Origin of the sequence: Sphingomonas sp. T1 (genome assembly GCF_902506585.1) — a bacterium.
Lineage (GTDB): Bacteria > Pseudomonadota > Alphaproteobacteria > Sphingomonadales > Sphingomonadaceae > Sphingomonas > Sphingomonas aerolata.
On the sequence record NZ_LR733875.1, the window covers coordinates 64,803 to 81,189 of the forward strand.

Genomic DNA, 16,387 nt, shown 5'->3' on the forward strand with positions numbered 1-16,387 from the left:
TCCTCAAGGATAAACAGCGGTCACGAAGAACAACCCATCGGGCGGTGCATTGAGCCCCAGCATCGCCCGATCCTTCGCCGCCAGCGCGTCCGCGACATCGCCGACCGCCCAGCGCCCCATGCCGACCAGCGCCAGGCACCCGACCATCGACCGCACCTGGTGATGCAGGAACGACCGCGCCGCCGCGTAGACGAACAGCCGCTCGCCCTCCCGCACCACGTCGAGCCGGTCGAGCGTCCGCACCGGACTGTCCGCCTGGCAATGCGCCGACCGAAACGTCGTGAAGTCATGCCGCCCCACCAGCGCGCGCGCCGCCTCCGCCATCGCCTCCGCATCGAGCGGCTGCGGCACCTGCCACGCCAGCCCCGCCTCGAAGCTCAGCGGCGCGCGCCGGTTGACGATCCGGTACTCATACGACCGCCCGATACACGAGAACCGCGCATGCCAGTCGTCGGGCACCACCTCGCACGCCAGAACCGACACCGGCGCCGGTTTGACCAGCGCGTTCAGCCCCTCCATCAAGCGGAACGCCGCGACCGGCTTCTCGATATCGACATGCGCGCGCATCGCGATCCCGTGCACCCCCGCATCGGTCCGCCCCGCCGCCTGCACCGACACGGTCTCGCCGGTCATCTTGAGCACCGCCGCCTCGAGCGCGGCTTGCACGCTCGGCCCATGCTTCTGCCGCTGCCAGCCCATGAACGGCCGGCCGTCAAACTCCACCGTCAGCGCGAACCGCGTCAAAGCTGGGTCCCCGAGAGAATCGCAAACCCGCGCAGCAGCTCCTCGGCCGACGTCACGCCGCGCCCGGCCCGCTGTACCAACGTCGGCCGGATCGCGCCGTCGCCGCACCCGATCGTCAGCTCGGCGTTCACCGTCAGCCCCTCGCACCCGAGAAAGCTGAACGGCAACACGTCCGCCGCGAGCACCTTCACGCGCTCGCCGGCGACCTCGAACCACGCGCCGGGCGCCGGATTCATCGCGCGCACCAGCCGCTCGACCTCGACCGCCGACCGCTCGAAATCGATCCGCGCCTCCGCCTTGTCGATCTTGGCCGCATAGGTGACGCCCTCTTCGGGCTGCGGCCGGGCAGGGTAGGCGTCGAGATCGCCCAGCACCTCGACCATCAACCGCGCGCCCATCACCGACAGTTCGGTGGTCAATTCGCCCGCGGTCTTGCCCGCGACCGGCGTCCGCCCCTCGAGCCTGACGGGCCCGGTATCGAGCCCGGCCTCCATCTGCATGATCCCGACCCCGGTCTCCGCATCGCCCGCGAGGATCGCGCGCTGCACCGGCGCCGCCCCGCGCCACCGCGGCAACAGCGAGCCGTGGACGTTGAGGCACCCGAGCCGCGGCGCATCGAGCACCGCACGCGGCAGGATCAGGCCATAGGCGGCCACGACCGCCACATCAGCGTCGAGCGCCGCAAACGCTTCCCGCGCCTCCAGCCCCTCGGGCAGCGACGCCTTGAACGACACCGGCGTCCGAACCTCGATGCCCAGCGCCTCCGCCCGGACCTGGACCGGCGACGGCACCAGTTCGCGTCCGCGACGCCCGCCCGGTCGTGCCGGCTGGCAATAGGCCGCCACCAAGTCATGCCCCGCCGTGACGAGGGCCTCCAGCACCGGCACCGCGAAGTCCGGCGTTCCCATGAAGATGATCCGCATGCCCCTCTCGAACACGCTGGCGGGGAGCGACGCAACCCCCTATCTGGTTGCGATGGCATCCCCCGAGATCGAGGCGCTGACGCAGGCGCTGGCCCGGCTCCCCGGCCTCGGCCCCCGGTCCGCACGCCGCGCCGTGCTGCATCTGCTCAAGAAGCGCGACGCCGCGCTGGGGCCGCTGCGTGAGGCGCTGACCGCGGTCGACGAGCGGCTGGAGAATTGCAGCGTCTGCGGCAATGTCGACACCACCAACCCGTGCGCGATCTGCGCCGACCCGCGCCGCGACCAGCGCTCGCTCTGCGTCGTCGAGGAGGTCGCCGATCTCTGGGCGCTCGATCGCTCGCGGCTGTTCCCCGGTCGCTTTCATGTCCTTGGCGGTCGCCTGTCCGCGCTCGAAGGGATCCGTCCCGAGGATCTCAGCATCGACAATCTCGTCCGCCGGATCGAGGCGGGGGGGATCGACGAGGTCGTGCTCGCGATGAACGCGACGCTCGAAGGCCAGACCACCGCGCATTACATCGCCGAACGGATCGAACGCTTCCCCGTCCGCGTCACGCAACTCGCGCACGGCCTGCCGGTGGGTGGCGAGCTCGACTATCTCGACGAGGGCACGCTCGCCCAGGCGCTGCGCGCGCGTCGCCCGATGGCCTGATCGTCGCGGCCTAACCCAAATGCTTGACGGCTCAACCCGCGGAACCTAGCTGCGCAGCATGACCGTCATGACCGTTCTCGAAGTCCCCGATCCCCGCCTGCGCCTCGTCGCGGAGCCGGTGGCGTCGGTGGACAATTCCACCCGTACGCTCGTCGCCGACATGATCGAGACGATGTACGACTTCAACGGCATCGGCCTCGCCGCGACTCAGGTCGGCGTGCAGCAGCGCGTCCTCGTCATCGACCTTCAGGAAGAGAAGGACGAAGAGGACAAGCCGATCAGGAATCCCAAGGCCTATATCAACGCCGAGATCCTTTCGGTGAGCGAAGAGATGTCGACCTATAACGAGGGCTGCCTCTCGATCCCCGAGCAATATGCCGAGGTCGTCCGCCCCGCGCGCTGCCGCGTGAAGTGGCTCGACGAGACCGGCGCGGCGCATGAGGAAGAGCTCGACGGCCTGCTCTCGACCTGCATGCAGCACGAGATCGACCATCTCGACGGCGTCCTCTTCATCGACCACATCAGCCGCCTGAAGCGCGACATGGTCCTCAAGAAGCTCGCCAAGGCCCGCAAGCTCGGCTGACCCGGCGCTGGTCGTTACCTCGACCGGCCAAACCAGACCAGTTCCCCGGCGAAGGCCGGGGCCCAGGCAGCGAAGCCCCCCGTAATCGCGGGCGGCACACGCCAAGAACACTACCCCAGCAAACACCGGCGCCCACCTGCGATAGCTCCGCAGCGAGGGGCGGCGCACCCCCAAAAGCACCACCCCGGCGAAGGCCGGGGCCCAGTTGGCACGTCCCCGGCGATCACCCACTACCGCCCGCCAAGCCCAACTCTGCTGCAGTAGCGACCAAGGCCAACGCCCGAAGGTAGGAAAATCCCTCTGTCCCACCCACGTCGTTCGTGCTATGTTCCAGCGATGACCTTCCAGATCGTGCCCCCCCAGCCGCCCGCGCTCAAATCCTGCATGGCCGGTCCCACAGCCGGAAATTGTACGAACCTCGGCGCAAAACACGCTTATCGTCTCAACATTCGCAACATTGGGACGCTGGCATGACCGAACTCGTGATCGTCGCGCTGCTCGCGGCCGCCGCCGGACTGATGCTCGGCTGGCTGCTAGCCTCGCGTCGTGCCGGCGCACTCGCCAGCGATCTCGCGGTCGCCCGAACGCGGGCCGCGGACTATGATCTCGTCCGTACCGCGCGCGACGCGGTCGAGCAGGAGCGCAATGCCGCGCTTCAGGATGTCGCCACGCTGCGTGCGCAGAATGCCGAGCGGGCCGGGGAGGCGGACCGCCTGCGCACCGATCTCGCGACGATCCGCGCTGACCGCGACGCCGCGCGCACCGAACTCGCCACCGAGCATGCCCGCAGCGAAGCGTTCGAGGCCCGGCTGGTCGAACTCCGCGACGCCAAGGACGTGATGGCTGCGCAGTTCGGCGACGTCGCCAATAAGCTGCTCAGCGACGCGCAGAAGACCTTCCTCGACCGCGCCGACGCCCGCTTCCGCCAGTCCGAGGAATCCGCCGGGCAGAACCTCAAGTCGATGCTCCAGCCCGTCAGCGACCGGCTGCAACGCTATGAAGAGGGCGTCGCCAAGGTCGAGGCGGAGCGCCGTGACGCGTTCGGCGATCTCAAGGGGCAGATCGAGCAGATGCGGCTCGGCCAGGAAAAGGTCTCGACCGAAGCCGCCAAGCTCGTCAACTCGCTCCGCAACGCGCCCAAGTCGCGCGGCCGCTGGGGCGAGCAGCAGTTGAAGAACGTGCTCGAGACCTGCGGCCTGAGCGAACATACCGATTTCCAGACCGAGGTCAGCGTCGCGGTCGGCGATGCCGATGAGCGCGCCGGCGCCCGGCTGCGCCCCGATGCGATCATCCGGGTCCCGGGCGGCCGCGCGCTCGTCATCGATGCCAAGGTCTCGCTCAACGCCTATCAGGATGCGTTCGGCGCGGTCGACGAGGCCGAGCGGCTGGTCGGGCTCGCCGCGCACGCCGCGTCTATGCGCGCGCATGTCAACGGGCTCGGCAACAAGGCCTATTGGAGCCAGTTCGCCGACACGCCCGATTATGTGATCATGTTCGTCCCCGGCGAGCATTTCCTCTCCGCCGCGCTCGAACATGATCCGACGCTCTGGGATTTCGCGTTCGAAAAGAGGGTCTTGCTCGCCACTCCTACCAATCTGATTGCGATCGCCCGGACCGTCGCTGCGGTCTGGCGGCAGGAAAAGCTCGCCAACGAGGCGCGCAAGATCGGCGAACTCGGCAAGGAGATGCACGATCGTCTCGCCAAGGTCGCCGACGATCTGCGCAAGGTCGGGGTCGGTCTCAACAGCGCAGTGAAGAACTTTAACGGCTTCACCAACTCGTTCAACGGCCGCCTGATGGTCACCGGCCGCAAGTTCCGCGACCTCAATATCGAGACCGGCGCGCGCGATCTCGAGGACGTGTCGTCGATCGACGCGCTGGCGCTGGGCGAGGGGCCGGCATTGATCGAAAAGCCAGAGCCCGCGGACGTTTAATCCGTCTTTTCAACGCTGTCGGGCAAGAACCTCATAGGCCATCACCGCGGTTGCGACCGCGGCGTTGAGGCTGTCGGCCTTGCCCAGCATCGGAATCTTGACCAGCGTGTCGCACCCTTCGGCCATCTCTGCCGGCATGCCCTGCGCCTCGTTGCCGGTCAGCAAGAAGGTCGGGGCGCTGTACGTCGCCGCCCGGTAATCGGTCTCGGTGTCGAGGCTCAGCCCGACCAGCTGCCCGGGACCGCTCCGGAGCCAGGCCTCGAACGGCGCCCACTCGGTCTTGACGACCGGAATGGTGAACAGCGCCCCCATGCTCGCCCGCACCGCCTCGACCGAGAACGGATCGACCGACTCGCCGATCAGGATCAGCCCGCCCGCACCGACGGCATCGCCAGTCCGCAGGATCGTGCCGAGATTGCCCGGATCTCGCAGTCGCTCGGCGACCAGCCAGATCCCCGCACTGGTCCGGTCCAGATCCTCGAGTGCCGCGTCGAACTCGTCAAACACGCCGACCACCGCCTGCGGATTGTCCTTGCCCGACAGCTTCGACAGGATATCCGGCGTCGTCTGGATCGATTCGCCACCCGCCTCCTCGACATCCATCGACAGCGCATGGACCAGCGGGTGGTTGGCGCTCGCCGCGGCGTAGAAAAGCGTGCGGGGCAGCCGGCCCGTTTCCCGCGCCTCGGTCAGGATCCGCAACCCCTCGGCAAGGAACTGCCGTGCAGCCTTGCGATGTCGTTTGTCGCGAAGATCACGGACATATTTGATCAACGGGTTCGAGAAGGCGGTAATTTCGCGAGGCATTTATCGGCCCTTCGGCGCGCGGAAACAGGGGAGGTCGGTCAACACGCGCCGCTCATGCCCGTCGCAACCCCGCGCGGCAAGCGCTGCGGGGAAGGGGGCTCAATCCTCGCCGAACTTGGCTTCGACAAGTTCGACCAGCCGGGCAACGGTTTCGTCCGCGCCATCGCCCGTCGCCGATATGACGATCGAATCGCCCATCGCGGCGCCGAGCATCATCAGCCCCATGATCGACGTTCCCGTCACGCTCCCCGCGCCGTCCTTCTCCACCAGCACGTCGCAGGGCTGCGAGGAGGCGAGCGTAACGAACTTCGCGCTGGCCCGGGCATGCAATCCCCGGCGGTTGGTGATCAGGACCGTGCGCGCAACCGCGGTCACGCTGCCGCCTCGCCGAGAACCTCGGAGGCGACGGATATATATTTCCGGCCGGCTTCACGCGCGGCAGCGACCGCCGCCACGACCGTCATCGCCTTGCGCGCCGACCCCAGCCGGATCAGCATCGGTAGGTTCATTCCCGCGATCACCTCCACCCGGCCCCGCTCCATCAGGGAGATGGCAAGGTTGGACGGGGTACCGCCGAACAGATCGGTAAGGACGATCACGCCGCGTCCCGCATCGACTTCGGCGATCGCCGTCGCAATATCCGCGCGGCGTTCCTCCATATCGTCATCCGGGCCGATCGCGATTGCCGCAACACGTTCCTGCGGGCCGACGACATGGACCATTGCGGTCACGAACTCGTCGGCGAGCCGCCCGTGGGTCACCAAAACTAGGCCGATCATATCAGACGCTTCATACTCATAAGCCGACCGGTGGTCCCTCAAGCGAGTCCTGCGGCGCGGCCCCCAGGTCGCGATGGTTTACCGTGGGCGAAAAACCCTCTGCGCGCAACCGTCCGGCGATCCGTTCGGCAACATGAACCGACCGGTGTCTCCCTCCGGTACACCCGATCGCAACGCTGACATAGGACTTGCCCTCCGCCTTGTAGCGCGGCAGCAACAGGAGCAGCAGATCCTCGATGCGGCTGACAGCGGCTTCATAGGCCGGATCGGCCATGACATATTGCGCAACCTCGAGATCCAGTCCGGTCCCAGGACGCAGCCGCGGATCCCAATGCGGATTTCGCAGAAACCGCATGTCGAAGACGAGGTCGGCGTTGCGGGGTAGCCCGCGAGCGAAGCCGAACGACTGGATCGACAGCGTCGGAGCACCCTGATCGTCCTGCGCGAAGCTGTGGCGGATCTGTTGCGCCAGTTCGTTGGCCGCCAATGTGGTCGTGTCGATCAACCGGTTCGCCCAGTCGCGCAGCGGCCGCAGCATTTCACGCTCGCGCGCGATCCCGTCGCCCGCGGGGCGATCGGGCGCGAGCGGATGACGTCGCCGCGTCTCCGAATAGCGTCGCTCGAGTTCTACCCCCGAACAGTCGAGAAACAGCGTCCCGATTTCCAGACCGTGCCGATCGCGCAGATCGCGGATGCGCCCGATGATGCGATCCGCATCGAAATCGCGCGTTTGCGGGCCGATACCAATCGCCAAGGGAGTGGAATCATCCATTTGTCCCTGTGCGCGCGGCGTATCGAGCAGCCGATCGAGCAGCAGGAGCGGCAGGTTGTCGACGATCTCCCAGCCCAGATCCTCAAGCGTCTTGAGAACGGTCGATTTGCCCGCGCCCGACATGCCGGTGATCAGCAGGATGGGCTTTGATTGGCGCGTCATGCGGCGAGAATTCCGTGTGTCAGAGCCAATTCAACCTTCAGTGGAGCGGACGCCTGGAGTGGTTCGAGCAGGAGGACCGGGATGTCGACGCCGGCGATCCGCCGTGCCTCTCGCTCGGGCATCCTCGGAACCTGTCCACCTAGCCGTACGAGCAGGGCGATGGGTATGTCGACAACATAGGGCATGGCGATAATGCCCAGACCCCGAACCTCGATCCGGCCTGCGATGGAAGCGGGTGGGTGTGCCAGCAACCGGGCACCCGAGCGCACCACGATGGTCTGGTCGTCGCTGACCAGCATTGCGCCGCGGTCGATCAGGCGAAGGGCGAGGTCGGACTTGCCGATGCCGGAAGGTCCTTCCAGCAGGACGCCCTGGCCGCCGATCGAGACGGTCGTCGCATGCAGGCGATCGGACGAGAGGACAGACAGAACTAGAGCTCCCTCATCGTGCGTACAGCGGCAGATGGATTACGAACCGGGCACCGCCCAGCCGATCCTCGCGCGATTCGACGGTGATCGTGCCCTGATGCCCCTCGACGATGGTGCGCGCAATGGCCAGCCCTAGTCCGGAGTGACGCCCGAAGGCTTCGCCTTCAGGTCTGACCGAGTGGAAGCGGCGAAAGATCGCATCGCGTGCGTCTGGAGGGACGCCCGGGCCCTCATCCTCGACACGAAGGACGACCTCGTGCGCGCCGCGCATTGCGGACAACGTGATCAGGCCGCGGTCGGGCGAGAAGGATACCGCGTTATCGATCAGGTTCTCGATCACACGCTCGAGCCGGGCGCCTTCGCCGAGCACGACGAACGGGCCATCGTCGCTGCGATCGAAGCGAAAACGGATTTCACGTTCGACGTCGCGAGCGAGGCGCTGCGACAGCAAGCCGTCGATCAGGCTGACCATGTCGATCGGTTCGAACTTTGCCCGGCTGAGCTGTGCGTCCAGTCGCGACGCGTCGGAGATGTCGGAGATCAGCCGATCTAGTCGATGGACATCGTCTCGCACGATCGCCATCAGTTGCTCCTTGAGGGCGGGATCCTGCACGCGTGACAGCCCTTCCACCGCAGACCGTAACGACGCCAGCGGGTTCTTCATCTCATGCGTAACGTCGGCGGCGAACGCTTCGGTCGCGTCGATGCGGGCCCTGAGCGCTAGGCTCATGTCCGACAGCGCCCTGGCAAGCATGCCCAGTTCATCCCGGCGCGACGGCAGTCGAGGGACCACGACTTCGCGCGCGCGCCCGAGCCGCACCCGCACCGCCGCCCGAGCGAGACGGCGCAGGGGCCGGACGATGGTGCGTGCAAGGAACAGCGACAGCAGCACGGACACGATTGAGACCAGCAACAGCACCATGCTCAGGCGGAAGCGTTCGATACGCACGGTGCGCGTGATGTCACGCGCGTTCACCGTGGTCATCACCACGCCGCCGCCCGGCACGCGGGCCGCAGCCGTTATCACTGGGGTGCGGTCGGGCGCGCGCCAGACCGTCGTGGAGATGCCATGCCGCAACCGTACGTCCTCGACGTCGGGCCAGCGTTGCCGCGGGCCGCGTTCGCGGTAAAGCGGTGCGCGGGGCGCCATCACGACCACGTCGATGACCGCGTCGAGAAAGCGCGCGGCATCCTGCCCCCAGTCTTCCTTGTCGGGGTCGTGCAGCACGAAACTGCGCAGCCCCAGTGCGCGACTGTCCTTGATGATCTGCCCGTCGCGGTCGAAGACCCGGATCTGCGAGCCCGTATCCTGCGCCAGCCGAACGATGAGCGGCTCACGCAGCGCCGGATCGACTGCGGCGATTGCCTCACCGATCAGCCGCGCCTCGCGTGCGGCCTGCGCCACGCGGCTGTCGACGATCCGGCTGCGATAGGAATCGAGGTAGAAGAAGCCGCCTGCGAGCAGCAGGAGCGCGAAGATATTGACGGCGAGGATACGCCGCGTGAGCGAGATCTGACCCGACCAGCGTAATGTCAGATCGCGACCGTCATCCTCGGTTCGATCGCCCACGTCGTCGCGCGGATCGCTCCGTCCCATGTTAATCCTCGGAGAACCGATAGCCTGCCCCATACAGTGTTTCGATCGCGTCGAAATCTGGATCGACCTGTCGGAACTTGCGACGCAGCCGCTTTATGTGGCTGTCGATCGTCCGGTCGTCGACATAGATGTCGTCCTGATAGGCGGCGTCCATCAACTGGTTGCGCGTCTTGACGATACCCGGCCGCTGCGCGAGCGTTTCGAGAATCATGAATTCCGTCACCGTCAGTGTCACGGGTTCGCCAGCCCACAGGGTCCGGTGGCGCGCCGGGTCCATGCTGAGCCGCCCCCGGTCAAGCGGCCCGGCCGCCTCGGCCTCCGTCTCCGTGCCAGGCGACCGGGTCAACTCCGCGCGGCGCAGGATCGCCCGGACCCGCGCAATCAGCAATCGCTGCGAGAACGGCTTCGCGATATAATCGTCCGCCCCCATCGCAAGGCCAAGCGCCTCGTCGAGTTCGTCATCCTTGCTGGTCAGGAAGATGACAGGTATCTGGCTCTTTTCGCGCAGCCGCCGCAACAGTTCCAGACCATCCATACGGGGCATCTTGATGTCGAAGATCGCCAGATCGGGGGGATTGTCCGTCAAGGCCTTCAGCGCGGTCTCGCCGTCCGAATAGACCCGCGTGACAAACCCCTCGGTCTGAAGGGCGATCGACACCGACGTTAGGATGTTTCGGTCGTCATCGACGAGCGCGATCGTTGCCGTCATGGTCTGGCTGTCATCTTCTTGGCGCCCGCCGGGATAAATCTCGGGCTGCGTAGGGCAAAGTGCTAGCGTACTCAACCAGGCTACACCGGACCGCGGCGTGAGTTGCACGCCCGCCGGTCGATTTGACCCGGATCACAGGCCCGCCTAGATCGAGACTCAACGACATACATACGTATGCGCAAGTGTCTTATGGAGAGATGCCGTGTCTGATTTGCGAACCCCTGCCTCAGGGCTCGACGTGCAGGGAATTGAAACACGTGCGGAGGTGCACTGGAATCTGGTGACCGCGCAGTTGGTCGAAGCCGCGCTCGACCGGGGTGAGGGGCGTCTGTCCGCCGACGGGCCCCTCGTCGTCGAAACGGGCGCCCATACCGGACGTTCGGCTCAGGACAAGTTCATCGTCCGCGACGCGGAAACCGACGCGACCGTCTGGTGGGGCAAGAGCAACAAGCCGATGGACCCCGGGCATTTTGCCGCATTGAAGGCGGATATCTACGCCGCGCTGGCGCAAAAGAATACCTTGTTCGTCCAGGACCTGTATGGTGGATCACAACCCGATCACCGGGTGAATGTTCGCGTCGTTACGGAACTTGCCTGGCACAATCTCTTCATCCGCACGATGCTTGTCCGTCCGGAAGCGTCGGCGCTGAATGACTTCGTTGCCGACTATACGATCATCGATCTGCCCAGCTTTCAGGCCGATCCTGCGCGGCATGGCTGCCGCAGCGAAACCGTCATCGCGGTCAATTTCACCGATCGGCTTATCCTGATCGGGGGTACGAAATATGCCGGGGAGATGAAAAAGTCGGTCTTCGGCCTTCTCAACTACCTCCTGCCGCCGGCCGGCGTGATGCCGATGCATTGTTCGGCAAACATGGGCGCAAACGGCGATACCGCGGTGTTCTTCGGGCTTTCTGGCACCGGCAAGACGACATTGAGTGCCGACGCCAGCCGAACGCTGATCGGCGACGATGAGCATGGCTGGTCCGATACCGCTGTCTTCAACTTCGAAGGTGGCTGCTACGCCAAGATGATCCGTTTGTCGGCCGATGCCGAGCCCGAGATCTTCGCAACGACGAAGCGATTCGGAACGGTTCTCGAGAATGTCGTCATGGATCCCACGACGCGCCTGCTTGATCTCGACGATCACACGCTGGCGGAGAACAGCAGGGGTGCTTATCCGATCGACTTCATTCCAAACAGCTCGGCGGACAATATGGGTCCGGTTCCACGGAACATCGTAATGTTGACCGCTGATGCCTATGGTGTGCTCCCGCCGATTGCCAAACTGACTCCGGACCAGGCGATGTATCACTTCCTGTCGGGCTATACGGCGCGCGTCGCCGGCACCGAAATCGGCGTGACTGAGCCCGACGCGACATTCTCGACCTGTTTCGGCGCTCCGTTCATGCCGCGGCATCCTTCGGTCTATGGTAACCTCCTGAAGGCACGGATCGCGCGCGGCGGGGTCGACTGCTGGCTGGTGAATACGGGTTGGACCGGGGGCAAATATGGTGTCGGCAGCCGCATGCCGATCAAGGCGACGCGTGCGCTGCTCAACGCCGCGCTGGACGGAAGTCTGAAGACTGCCGAATTCCGTACAGACCCGAACTTCGGGTTTCAGGTTCCGGTGAGCGTGCAGGGCGTCGACGACGCCATCCTCGATCCGCGGACGACATGGGCAGATACCGATGCCTATGACGCGACGGCGGCAAAGCTGGTCGACCTGTTTGTCGAGAATTTCGCGCAGTTCTCGGAGCATGTCGATGCCAGCGTGATGCAGGCGGCGCCGAAGGTGACCGAAGCCGCGTGACCCCGCGGGCAACTGACAGAATTGGGCGTGCCGGATCGGGCTTAGGCGTTTAGCCATTCCCGGTCCGGCCATCGAAATTGAACGGGCCGTCCGAGACGTTGCGACAATCGTCTACTGAGGTTCCACAGCCACCGCGCCGTCCATCACCGCGACGATCCTGACCCGCGTGCCGACCGCCGCGTCGGGCCCGCGTGCGGGCCAGCTGCCGTCACCAACGAGAACGCGGCCTTGGCCGTTAACGAGCGCCGTCTCGACGATCACGATCTGGCCGATCAATCGCGCCGCGCGATCGTTCAGCAGCGGATCCCCGCCCTCGACCGGATAGTCACGATACCATCGTTTGCCGATCGTGACCGCGACCACACTCCAGATCGCGAAGGCGCCAAGCTGTACGGCGATCGGCAGGTCCGGCAGCGCGAATGCCATCACCCCGGTGAACGCTGCGGCGATCGCCAGAAAGACCAGGAAAACCCCCGGAACAGCCAGTTCCGCGATCCCCAACACCAGCGCAGCGATCAGCCATGCGACGGCCGGTCCGATCCCATACATCAGCTTTGCGGCACCTCGTTGGCGTTCGACAGTTCAAATGGTCCCCTGGGTGACGGCTTCGCTGCCGGGGTGGCTGACGGCACCGTGTCGCGCAAGGCATCCTTCGCAATCTCGCCAATGCCACCCAGCGTTCCCATCAATTGAGTCGCCTCGACCGGAAACAGGATCGTTTTCGCATTGGGCGAGGTGGCGAATTTGCCGATTGCCTCGACATATTTCTGCGCGATGAAATAGTTGATCGCCTGCGCGCCGCCCTCTTCGATCGCTTGCGACACGGCTCGGGTGGCTGACGCTTCGGCAACGGCCGCGCGCTCGCGCGCCTCGGCATCGCGAAAGGCCGATTCCTTGCGGCCCTCCGATTCGAGGATCCGTGCCTGCTTCTGGCCCTCTGCCCGGAGGATTTCCGAGGCGCGTGAGCCTTCCGCGTCCAGGATGTTTGCGCGCTTCTCGCGCTCGGCCTTCATCTGGCGGCCCATGGCGTTGACGATGTCGGCGGGCGGACGAATGTCCTTGATCTCCACCCGGGTGATCTTGACCCCCCAGGGCGTCGTTGCGTGGTCGACGACGCTCAGCAATCGCGCATTAATCTCGTCGCGCTTGCTCAACGTCTCGTCGAGATCCATCGAGCCCATCACTGTGCGAAGATTTGTCGTCGTGAGCTGCAGCAGTGCCTGATACAGGTCGGACACCTCATAGGCGGCCTTGGCCGAATCCAGCACCTGGAAGAACACGACCCCGTCGGTCGATATCATCGCATTGTCCTTGGTGATGATCTCCTGCCCGGGAATATCGATCACCTGTTCCATCATGTTCACCTTCCGCCCTACGCGGTAGAAAAACGCCGGATAGAAATTGAAGCCGGGCCTTGCGACCGTCGTGAACCTTCCGAAATGTTCGATCGTGTACTGATAGCCCTGACGTACGATCTTGATACTGGTCATCAAATAGAACAGCACCAGTGCCACTGCGAGCCCGGCGACAATCAACCCCATCGGAATATCCCCCATGCGTGTAGTGCCCGGCTATAGCACGCCGTTCGCAGAGGGGCCTAGCCGTACGCGCCCGCTTTGGTTACATGGCGCGCCACCCCACACCCAGGATCGGCAGCTTTCATGGATATCCGCCTCGGCCTCACTTTCGACGACGTCCTACTGTATCCGGGGGAATCGGACGTGCTGCCAAGCCAGGCGGACACGCGGACCCAGGTAACGCGGGGGATAGCCCTCAACATTCCGATCCTGTCCTCCGCGATGGACACTGTGACCGAAGCGGACATGGCGATCGTCATGGCGCAGCTCGGCGGCATCGGCGTGCTACACCGTAACCTGACGATCGAGGAACAGGTTGTCGCGGTCCGTCAGGTCAAGCGGTTCGAATCGGGGATGGTGGTCAACCCGATCACGATCAAGCCGACCGCCACTCTAGGCGAAGCGCAGGCGTTGATGGCCGGCCATCGGATTAGCGGCATTCCGGTCGTCGAGTCGGATGGCAAGCTAGTCGGAATCCTGACCAATCGCGACGTTCGCTTCGCCGGTAACCCGCAGCAGCCGGTCAGCGAGCTTATGACGCACGAGAATCTTGCGACTGTATCGACCGAGGTCGGCAAGGAGGAAGCGCGCCGGCTGCTGCACCAGCGTCGCATCGAAAAGCTGCTGGTCGTCGATGCCGAGTATCGTTGCGTCGGCCTCATTACGGTCAAGGATATCGAAAAGGCCGTCATGTTCCCCGATGCGACCAAGGACGAGGCGGGCCGCCTGCGTGTCGCAGCGGCGACGACCGTCGGCGACAAGGGCTTCGATCGCACGGAGCAGCTGGTCGACGCCGGATGCGACCTGATCGTCATAGACACGGCGCATGGTCATAACCGCGACGTCGGGCGTGCGGTCGAGCGGGTGAAGAAACTGTCCAACTCGGTCCAGGTCGTCGCCGGCAACGTCGCGACGGGCGACGCGACCCGCGCGCTGATCGACGCGGGCGCGGACGGCATCAAGGTCGGCATCGGCCCCGGGTCGATCTGCACCACGCGGGTGGTCGCTGGCGTGGGCGTACCGCAGTTGACGGCCGTGATGGATTGCGCCGAAGCCGGTCATAAGGCCGGCGTACCGGTGATCGCGGATGGCGGTATCCGCACGTCGGGCGACATGGCCAAGGCGCTGGCTGCAGGCGCATCGACCGTGATGATCGGGTCGCTGCTCGCCGGGACGGACGAGGCGCCGGGCGAAACCTTCCTTTACCAGGGGCGCGCGTATAAATCCTATCGTGGGATGGGGTCGGTCGGTGCGATGGGCCGCGGGTCTGCGGATCGCTACTTCCAGGGCGATATCAAGGACCAGCTGAAGTTGGTTCCCGAGGGCATCGAGGGGCAGGTTGCGTATAAGGGCCCGGCACGCGACGTCGTCCACCAGCTCGTCGGCGGGATCAAGGCAGCGATGGGCTATACCGGGTCGGCGACGATTCCGGATCTGCAGGCACGCGCGGAATTCGTCCAGATCACCGGTGCCGGCCTGATGGAGAGCCATGTCCACGACGTCACGATCACGCGCGAAGCCCCGAACTACCCGACGCGCTAGCATCGACGTCTCCTGATGCCGCAACGGGATCGGGAGGGCCCGCTGGCCGGGAATGTGGCGAGTGGATACCTGAAATCATTCCCTTCTGCGTCCGGGAGGGGGTAGGGGCAGGGGATGATGATGATCCCCTACCAAATCACTACCCGATATTGCGCAGTCCCGGGAGACCGGCCTTGACCCCGTCGGCACGGACGCAGGCCGCGATCGAACTGCTTGACCAGATCATCGCCGCTGCCCGCGAGAGCGGCGCGGCAGCCGACACGCTCATCGCCCGCTACTTCGCCACGCGTCGCTATGCGGGGTCGAAGGACCGTCGCGCCGTGCGTGAGCTCGTCTATGCGGCGATCCGCAAGGCAGGGGATCGGCCTGAGGACGGTCGTGCCGCGATGCTGCTGGTCGCTGATGCCGACCCCGCGCTGGCCGCGACCTTCGACGGCTCGACCCATGCACCAGCGCCGATCGGCAAGGACGAACCACGCGCGCGCGCTGGCGTCGCCCCGCAATGGCTGACCAAGGCGTTGCGGGCATCGGGGCTCGATGGCGCGGCGCTCACCGATCTTGCGGGGCGTGCGACGCTCGACCTGCGGGTCAACACGCTCGTCGCGGATCGTCCCGCCGTGCTCGCCGCATTGCCCGAGGCTGAGGCGACACCGCACGCTCCCGACGGAATCCGGCTGCCGACCGGCACGAACGTCGAGGCATTGCCGCTGTTCAACGAGGGAGCGCTGGAAGTCCAGGACGAGGGCAGCCAGATCGTCGGGCTCGCGATGCAGGCAAAGCCCGGTCAAAGGATCGTCGACCTTTGCGCAGGCGCGGGCGGCAAGACGCTCGCGCTCGCCGCAATGATGGCGAACACGGGTACCCTCCTTGCCTGCGATACCGATCGTAACCGGCTGTCACGGCTGACGCCGCGCGCGACCCGTGCGGGGGCCGCGATCATCGAGACGCAGTTGCTCAACCCGACCCGCGAGATCGAGGCGTTGAGCGAATGGGCAGGCCGTGCGGACGGCGTGCTCGTCGATGCGCCTTGTTCGGGAACAGGCACGTGGCGACGCAATCCCGAGGCCCGCTGGCGCCTGACGCCCGACCGCGTGTCCAGATTGCAGTCGACGCAACAGCAGGTGCTGTCGGTCGCGGCAACGCTGGTCAAGCCGGGCGGCGCGCTGGTGTATATCGTGTGTTCGCTGCTCGATGCGGAAGGCACAGACCAGGTTGGATGGTTCCTGAGCGCGCATCCCGGCTGGACGACCGCGCCGCTGTCGTTGCCCGCAGGCGCTGTCCATGGCCACGGGGTTCGCCTCGAGCCCGGCCGCGACGGCACCGACGGATTTTTTGTCGCGCGCCTTATCAGCCCATGCTAGCCAAATC

Annotated in this window: 17 protein-coding genes; 6 read left to right on the forward strand and 11 right to left on the reverse strand. The window is 65.6% G+C overall.

Translation table 11 applies throughout. The annotated features are described in order from the left end of the window. Nucleotides 1-3 precede the first annotated feature (3 nt). Together truA and fmt are read right to left on the reverse strand one after the other, a co-directional pair. Nucleotides 4-744: a tRNA pseudouridine(38-40) synthase TruA gene (truA, locus tag GV027_RS00295; protein WP_159510579.1), complete on the reverse strand. Its 741-nt coding sequence runs from the start codon at nucleotides 742-744 to the stop codon at nucleotides 4-6. Further along, a complete protein-coding gene (gene fmt / locus GV027_RS00300; protein ID WP_159510580.1) occupies nucleotides 741-1,667 on the reverse strand; it encodes a methionyl-tRNA formyltransferase in 927 nt (308 codons plus the stop codon). Before fmt ends, truA begins: the two co-directional genes overlap by 4 nt. Nucleotides 1,668-1,719: 52 nt before the next feature. On the opposite strand from fmt, the gene recR reads away from it, so the two are divergent. From recR to rmuC, 3 genes are all read left to right on the forward strand, one after another. Then, nucleotides 1,720-2,316, forward strand: coding sequence for a recombination mediator RecR (recR, locus tag GV027_RS00305; protein ID WP_031393413.1), 597 nt, complete (start codon nucleotides 1,720-1,722; stop codon nucleotides 2,314-2,316). A 58-nt stretch (nucleotides 2,317-2,374) separates the two neighbouring features. Next, nucleotides 2,375-2,899, forward strand: coding sequence for a peptide deformylase (gene def, locus GV027_RS00310; RefSeq protein WP_159510581.1), 525 nt, complete (start codon nucleotides 2,375-2,377; stop codon nucleotides 2,897-2,899). Nucleotides 2,900-3,369: 470 nt separating this feature from the next. Beyond that, a complete protein-coding gene (gene rmuC, locus GV027_RS00315; RefSeq protein ID WP_159510582.1) occupies nucleotides 3,370-4,833 on the forward strand; it encodes a DNA recombination protein RmuC in 1,464 nt (487 codons plus the stop codon). A gap of 9 nt (nucleotides 4,834-4,842) precedes the next feature. Here the strand turns inward: rmuC and GV027_RS00320 are convergent, their stop codons facing one another. The 7 genes from GV027_RS00320 to GV027_RS00350 all read right to left on the reverse strand — a co-directional run bounded on the left by GV027_RS00320 (nucleotide 4,843) and on the right by GV027_RS00350 (nucleotide 10,087). Next, nucleotides 4,843-5,640, reverse strand: coding sequence for a TrmH family RNA methyltransferase (locus GV027_RS00320; RefSeq protein ID WP_031438989.1), 798 nt, complete (start codon nucleotides 5,638-5,640; stop codon nucleotides 4,843-4,845). 99 nt (nucleotides 5,641-5,739) lie between these two features. Continuing rightward, entirely contained in the window at nucleotides 5,740-6,015 is a 276-nt protein-coding gene (locus GV027_RS00325; RefSeq protein ID WP_031393409.1) for an HPr family phosphocarrier protein, read from the reverse strand. Beyond that, nucleotides 6,012-6,419, reverse strand: a complete 408-nt coding sequence (locus tag GV027_RS00330) for a PTS sugar transporter subunit IIA (RefSeq protein ID WP_031393408.1) — start codon at nucleotides 6,417-6,419, stop codon at nucleotides 6,012-6,014. The genes GV027_RS00325 and GV027_RS00330 overlap by 4 nt, the downstream gene beginning before the upstream one ends. A gap of 16 nt (nucleotides 6,420-6,435) precedes the next feature. Further along, nucleotides 6,436-7,353 (reverse strand): RNase adapter RapZ, encoded by a 918-nt coding sequence (rapZ, locus tag GV027_RS00335; protein ID WP_159510583.1) that lies wholly within the window; start codon nucleotides 7,351-7,353, stop codon nucleotides 6,436-6,438. Further along, a complete protein-coding gene (locus GV027_RS00340; RefSeq protein WP_159512651.1) occupies nucleotides 7,350-7,781 on the reverse strand; it encodes an HPr kinase/phosphorylase in 432 nt (143 codons plus the stop codon). Before GV027_RS00340 ends, rapZ begins: the two co-directional genes overlap by 4 nt. Nucleotides 7,782-7,794: 13 nt before the next feature. Further along, nucleotides 7,795-9,378, reverse strand: coding sequence for a sensor histidine kinase (locus GV027_RS00345; RefSeq protein WP_236558976.1), 1,584 nt, complete (start codon nucleotides 9,376-9,378; stop codon nucleotides 7,795-7,797). Nucleotide 9,379: 1 nt separating this feature from the next. Continuing rightward, entirely contained in the window at nucleotides 9,380-10,087 is a 708-nt protein-coding gene (locus GV027_RS00350) for a response regulator transcription factor (RefSeq protein ID WP_031393404.1), read from the reverse strand. Between the two features lie 202 nt (nucleotides 10,088-10,289). On the opposite strand from GV027_RS00350, the gene GV027_RS00355 reads away from it, so the two are divergent. Beyond that, on the forward strand, nucleotides 10,290-11,900 hold the full coding sequence (locus GV027_RS00355) for a phosphoenolpyruvate carboxykinase (RefSeq protein ID WP_159510585.1): 1,611 nt from the start codon (nucleotides 10,290-10,292) through the stop codon (nucleotides 11,898-11,900). A gap of 111 nt (nucleotides 11,901-12,011) precedes the next feature. Here the strand turns inward: GV027_RS00355 and GV027_RS00360 are convergent, their stop codons facing one another. Continuing rightward, nucleotides 12,012-12,449 carry an NfeD family protein gene (locus tag GV027_RS00360; RefSeq protein WP_159510586.1) on the reverse strand — a complete coding sequence of 146 codons (438 nt, stop codon included), beginning with the start codon at nucleotides 12,447-12,449 and terminating at the stop codon, nucleotides 12,012-12,014. Continuing rightward, complete coding sequence (locus GV027_RS00365; RefSeq protein ID WP_159510587.1) at nucleotides 12,449-13,441, reverse strand: SPFH domain-containing protein; 993 nt, start codon at nucleotides 13,439-13,441, stop codon at nucleotides 12,449-12,451. The genes GV027_RS00360 and GV027_RS00365 overlap by 1 nt, the downstream gene beginning before the upstream one ends. A 120-nt stretch (nucleotides 13,442-13,561) precedes the next feature. On the opposite strand from GV027_RS00365, the gene guaB reads away from it, so the two are divergent. Then, complete coding sequence (gene guaB / locus GV027_RS00370) at nucleotides 13,562-15,019, forward strand: IMP dehydrogenase (protein ID WP_031393400.1); 1,458 nt, start codon at nucleotides 13,562-13,564, stop codon at nucleotides 15,017-15,019. Nucleotides 15,020-15,192: 173 nt separating this feature from the next. Then, nucleotides 15,193-16,380: an RsmB/NOP family class I SAM-dependent RNA methyltransferase gene (locus GV027_RS00375; RefSeq protein ID WP_159510588.1), complete on the forward strand. Its 1,188-nt coding sequence runs from the start codon at nucleotides 15,193-15,195 to the stop codon at nucleotides 16,378-16,380. Nucleotides 16,381-16,387 lie beyond the last annotated feature (7 nt).

What these genes read in the sequence shown, in the direction of transcription:
- fmt (WP_159510580.1), bottom strand. Translation starts at nt 1,667, where the DNA reads ATGCGGATCATCTTCATGGGAACGCCGGACTTCGCGGTGCCGGTGCTG.
- recR (WP_031393413.1), top strand. Translation starts at nt 1,720, where the DNA reads ATGGCATCCCCCGAGATCGAGGCGCTGACGCAGGCGCTGGCCCGGCTC.
- def (WP_159510581.1), top strand. Translation starts at nt 2,375, where the DNA reads ATGACCGTCATGACCGTTCTCGAAGTCCCCGATCCCCGCCTGCGCCTC.
- rmuC (WP_159510582.1), top strand. Translation starts at nt 3,370, where the DNA reads ATGACCGAACTCGTGATCGTCGCGCTGCTCGCGGCCGCCGCCGGACTG.
- GV027_RS00320 (WP_031438989.1), bottom strand. Translation starts at nt 5,640, where the DNA reads ATGCCTCGCGAAATTACCGCCTTCTCGAACCCGTTGATCAAATATGTC.
- GV027_RS00330 (WP_031393408.1), bottom strand. Translation starts at nt 6,419, where the DNA reads ATGATCGGCCTAGTTTTGGTGACCCACGGGCGGCTCGCCGACGAGTTC.
- rapZ (WP_159510583.1), bottom strand. Translation starts at nt 7,353, where the DNA reads ATGACGCGCCAATCAAAGCCCATCCTGCTGATCACCGGCATGTCGGGC.
- GV027_RS00345 (WP_236558976.1), bottom strand. Translation starts at nt 9,378, where the DNA reads ATGGGACGGAGCGATCCGCGCGACGACGTGGGCGATCGAACCGAGGAT.
- GV027_RS00350 (WP_031393404.1), bottom strand. Translation starts at nt 10,087, where the DNA reads ATGACGGCAACGATCGCGCTCGTCGATGACGACCGAAACATCCTAACG.
- GV027_RS00360 (WP_159510586.1), bottom strand. Translation starts at nt 12,449, where the DNA reads ATGTATGGGATCGGACCGGCCGTCGCATGGCTGATCGCTGCGCTGGTG.
- GV027_RS00365 (WP_159510587.1), bottom strand. Translation starts at nt 13,441, where the DNA reads ATGGGGTTGATTGTCGCCGGGCTCGCAGTGGCACTGGTGCTGTTCTAT.
- guaB (WP_031393400.1), top strand. Translation starts at nt 13,562, where the DNA reads ATGGATATCCGCCTCGGCCTCACTTTCGACGACGTCCTACTGTATCCG.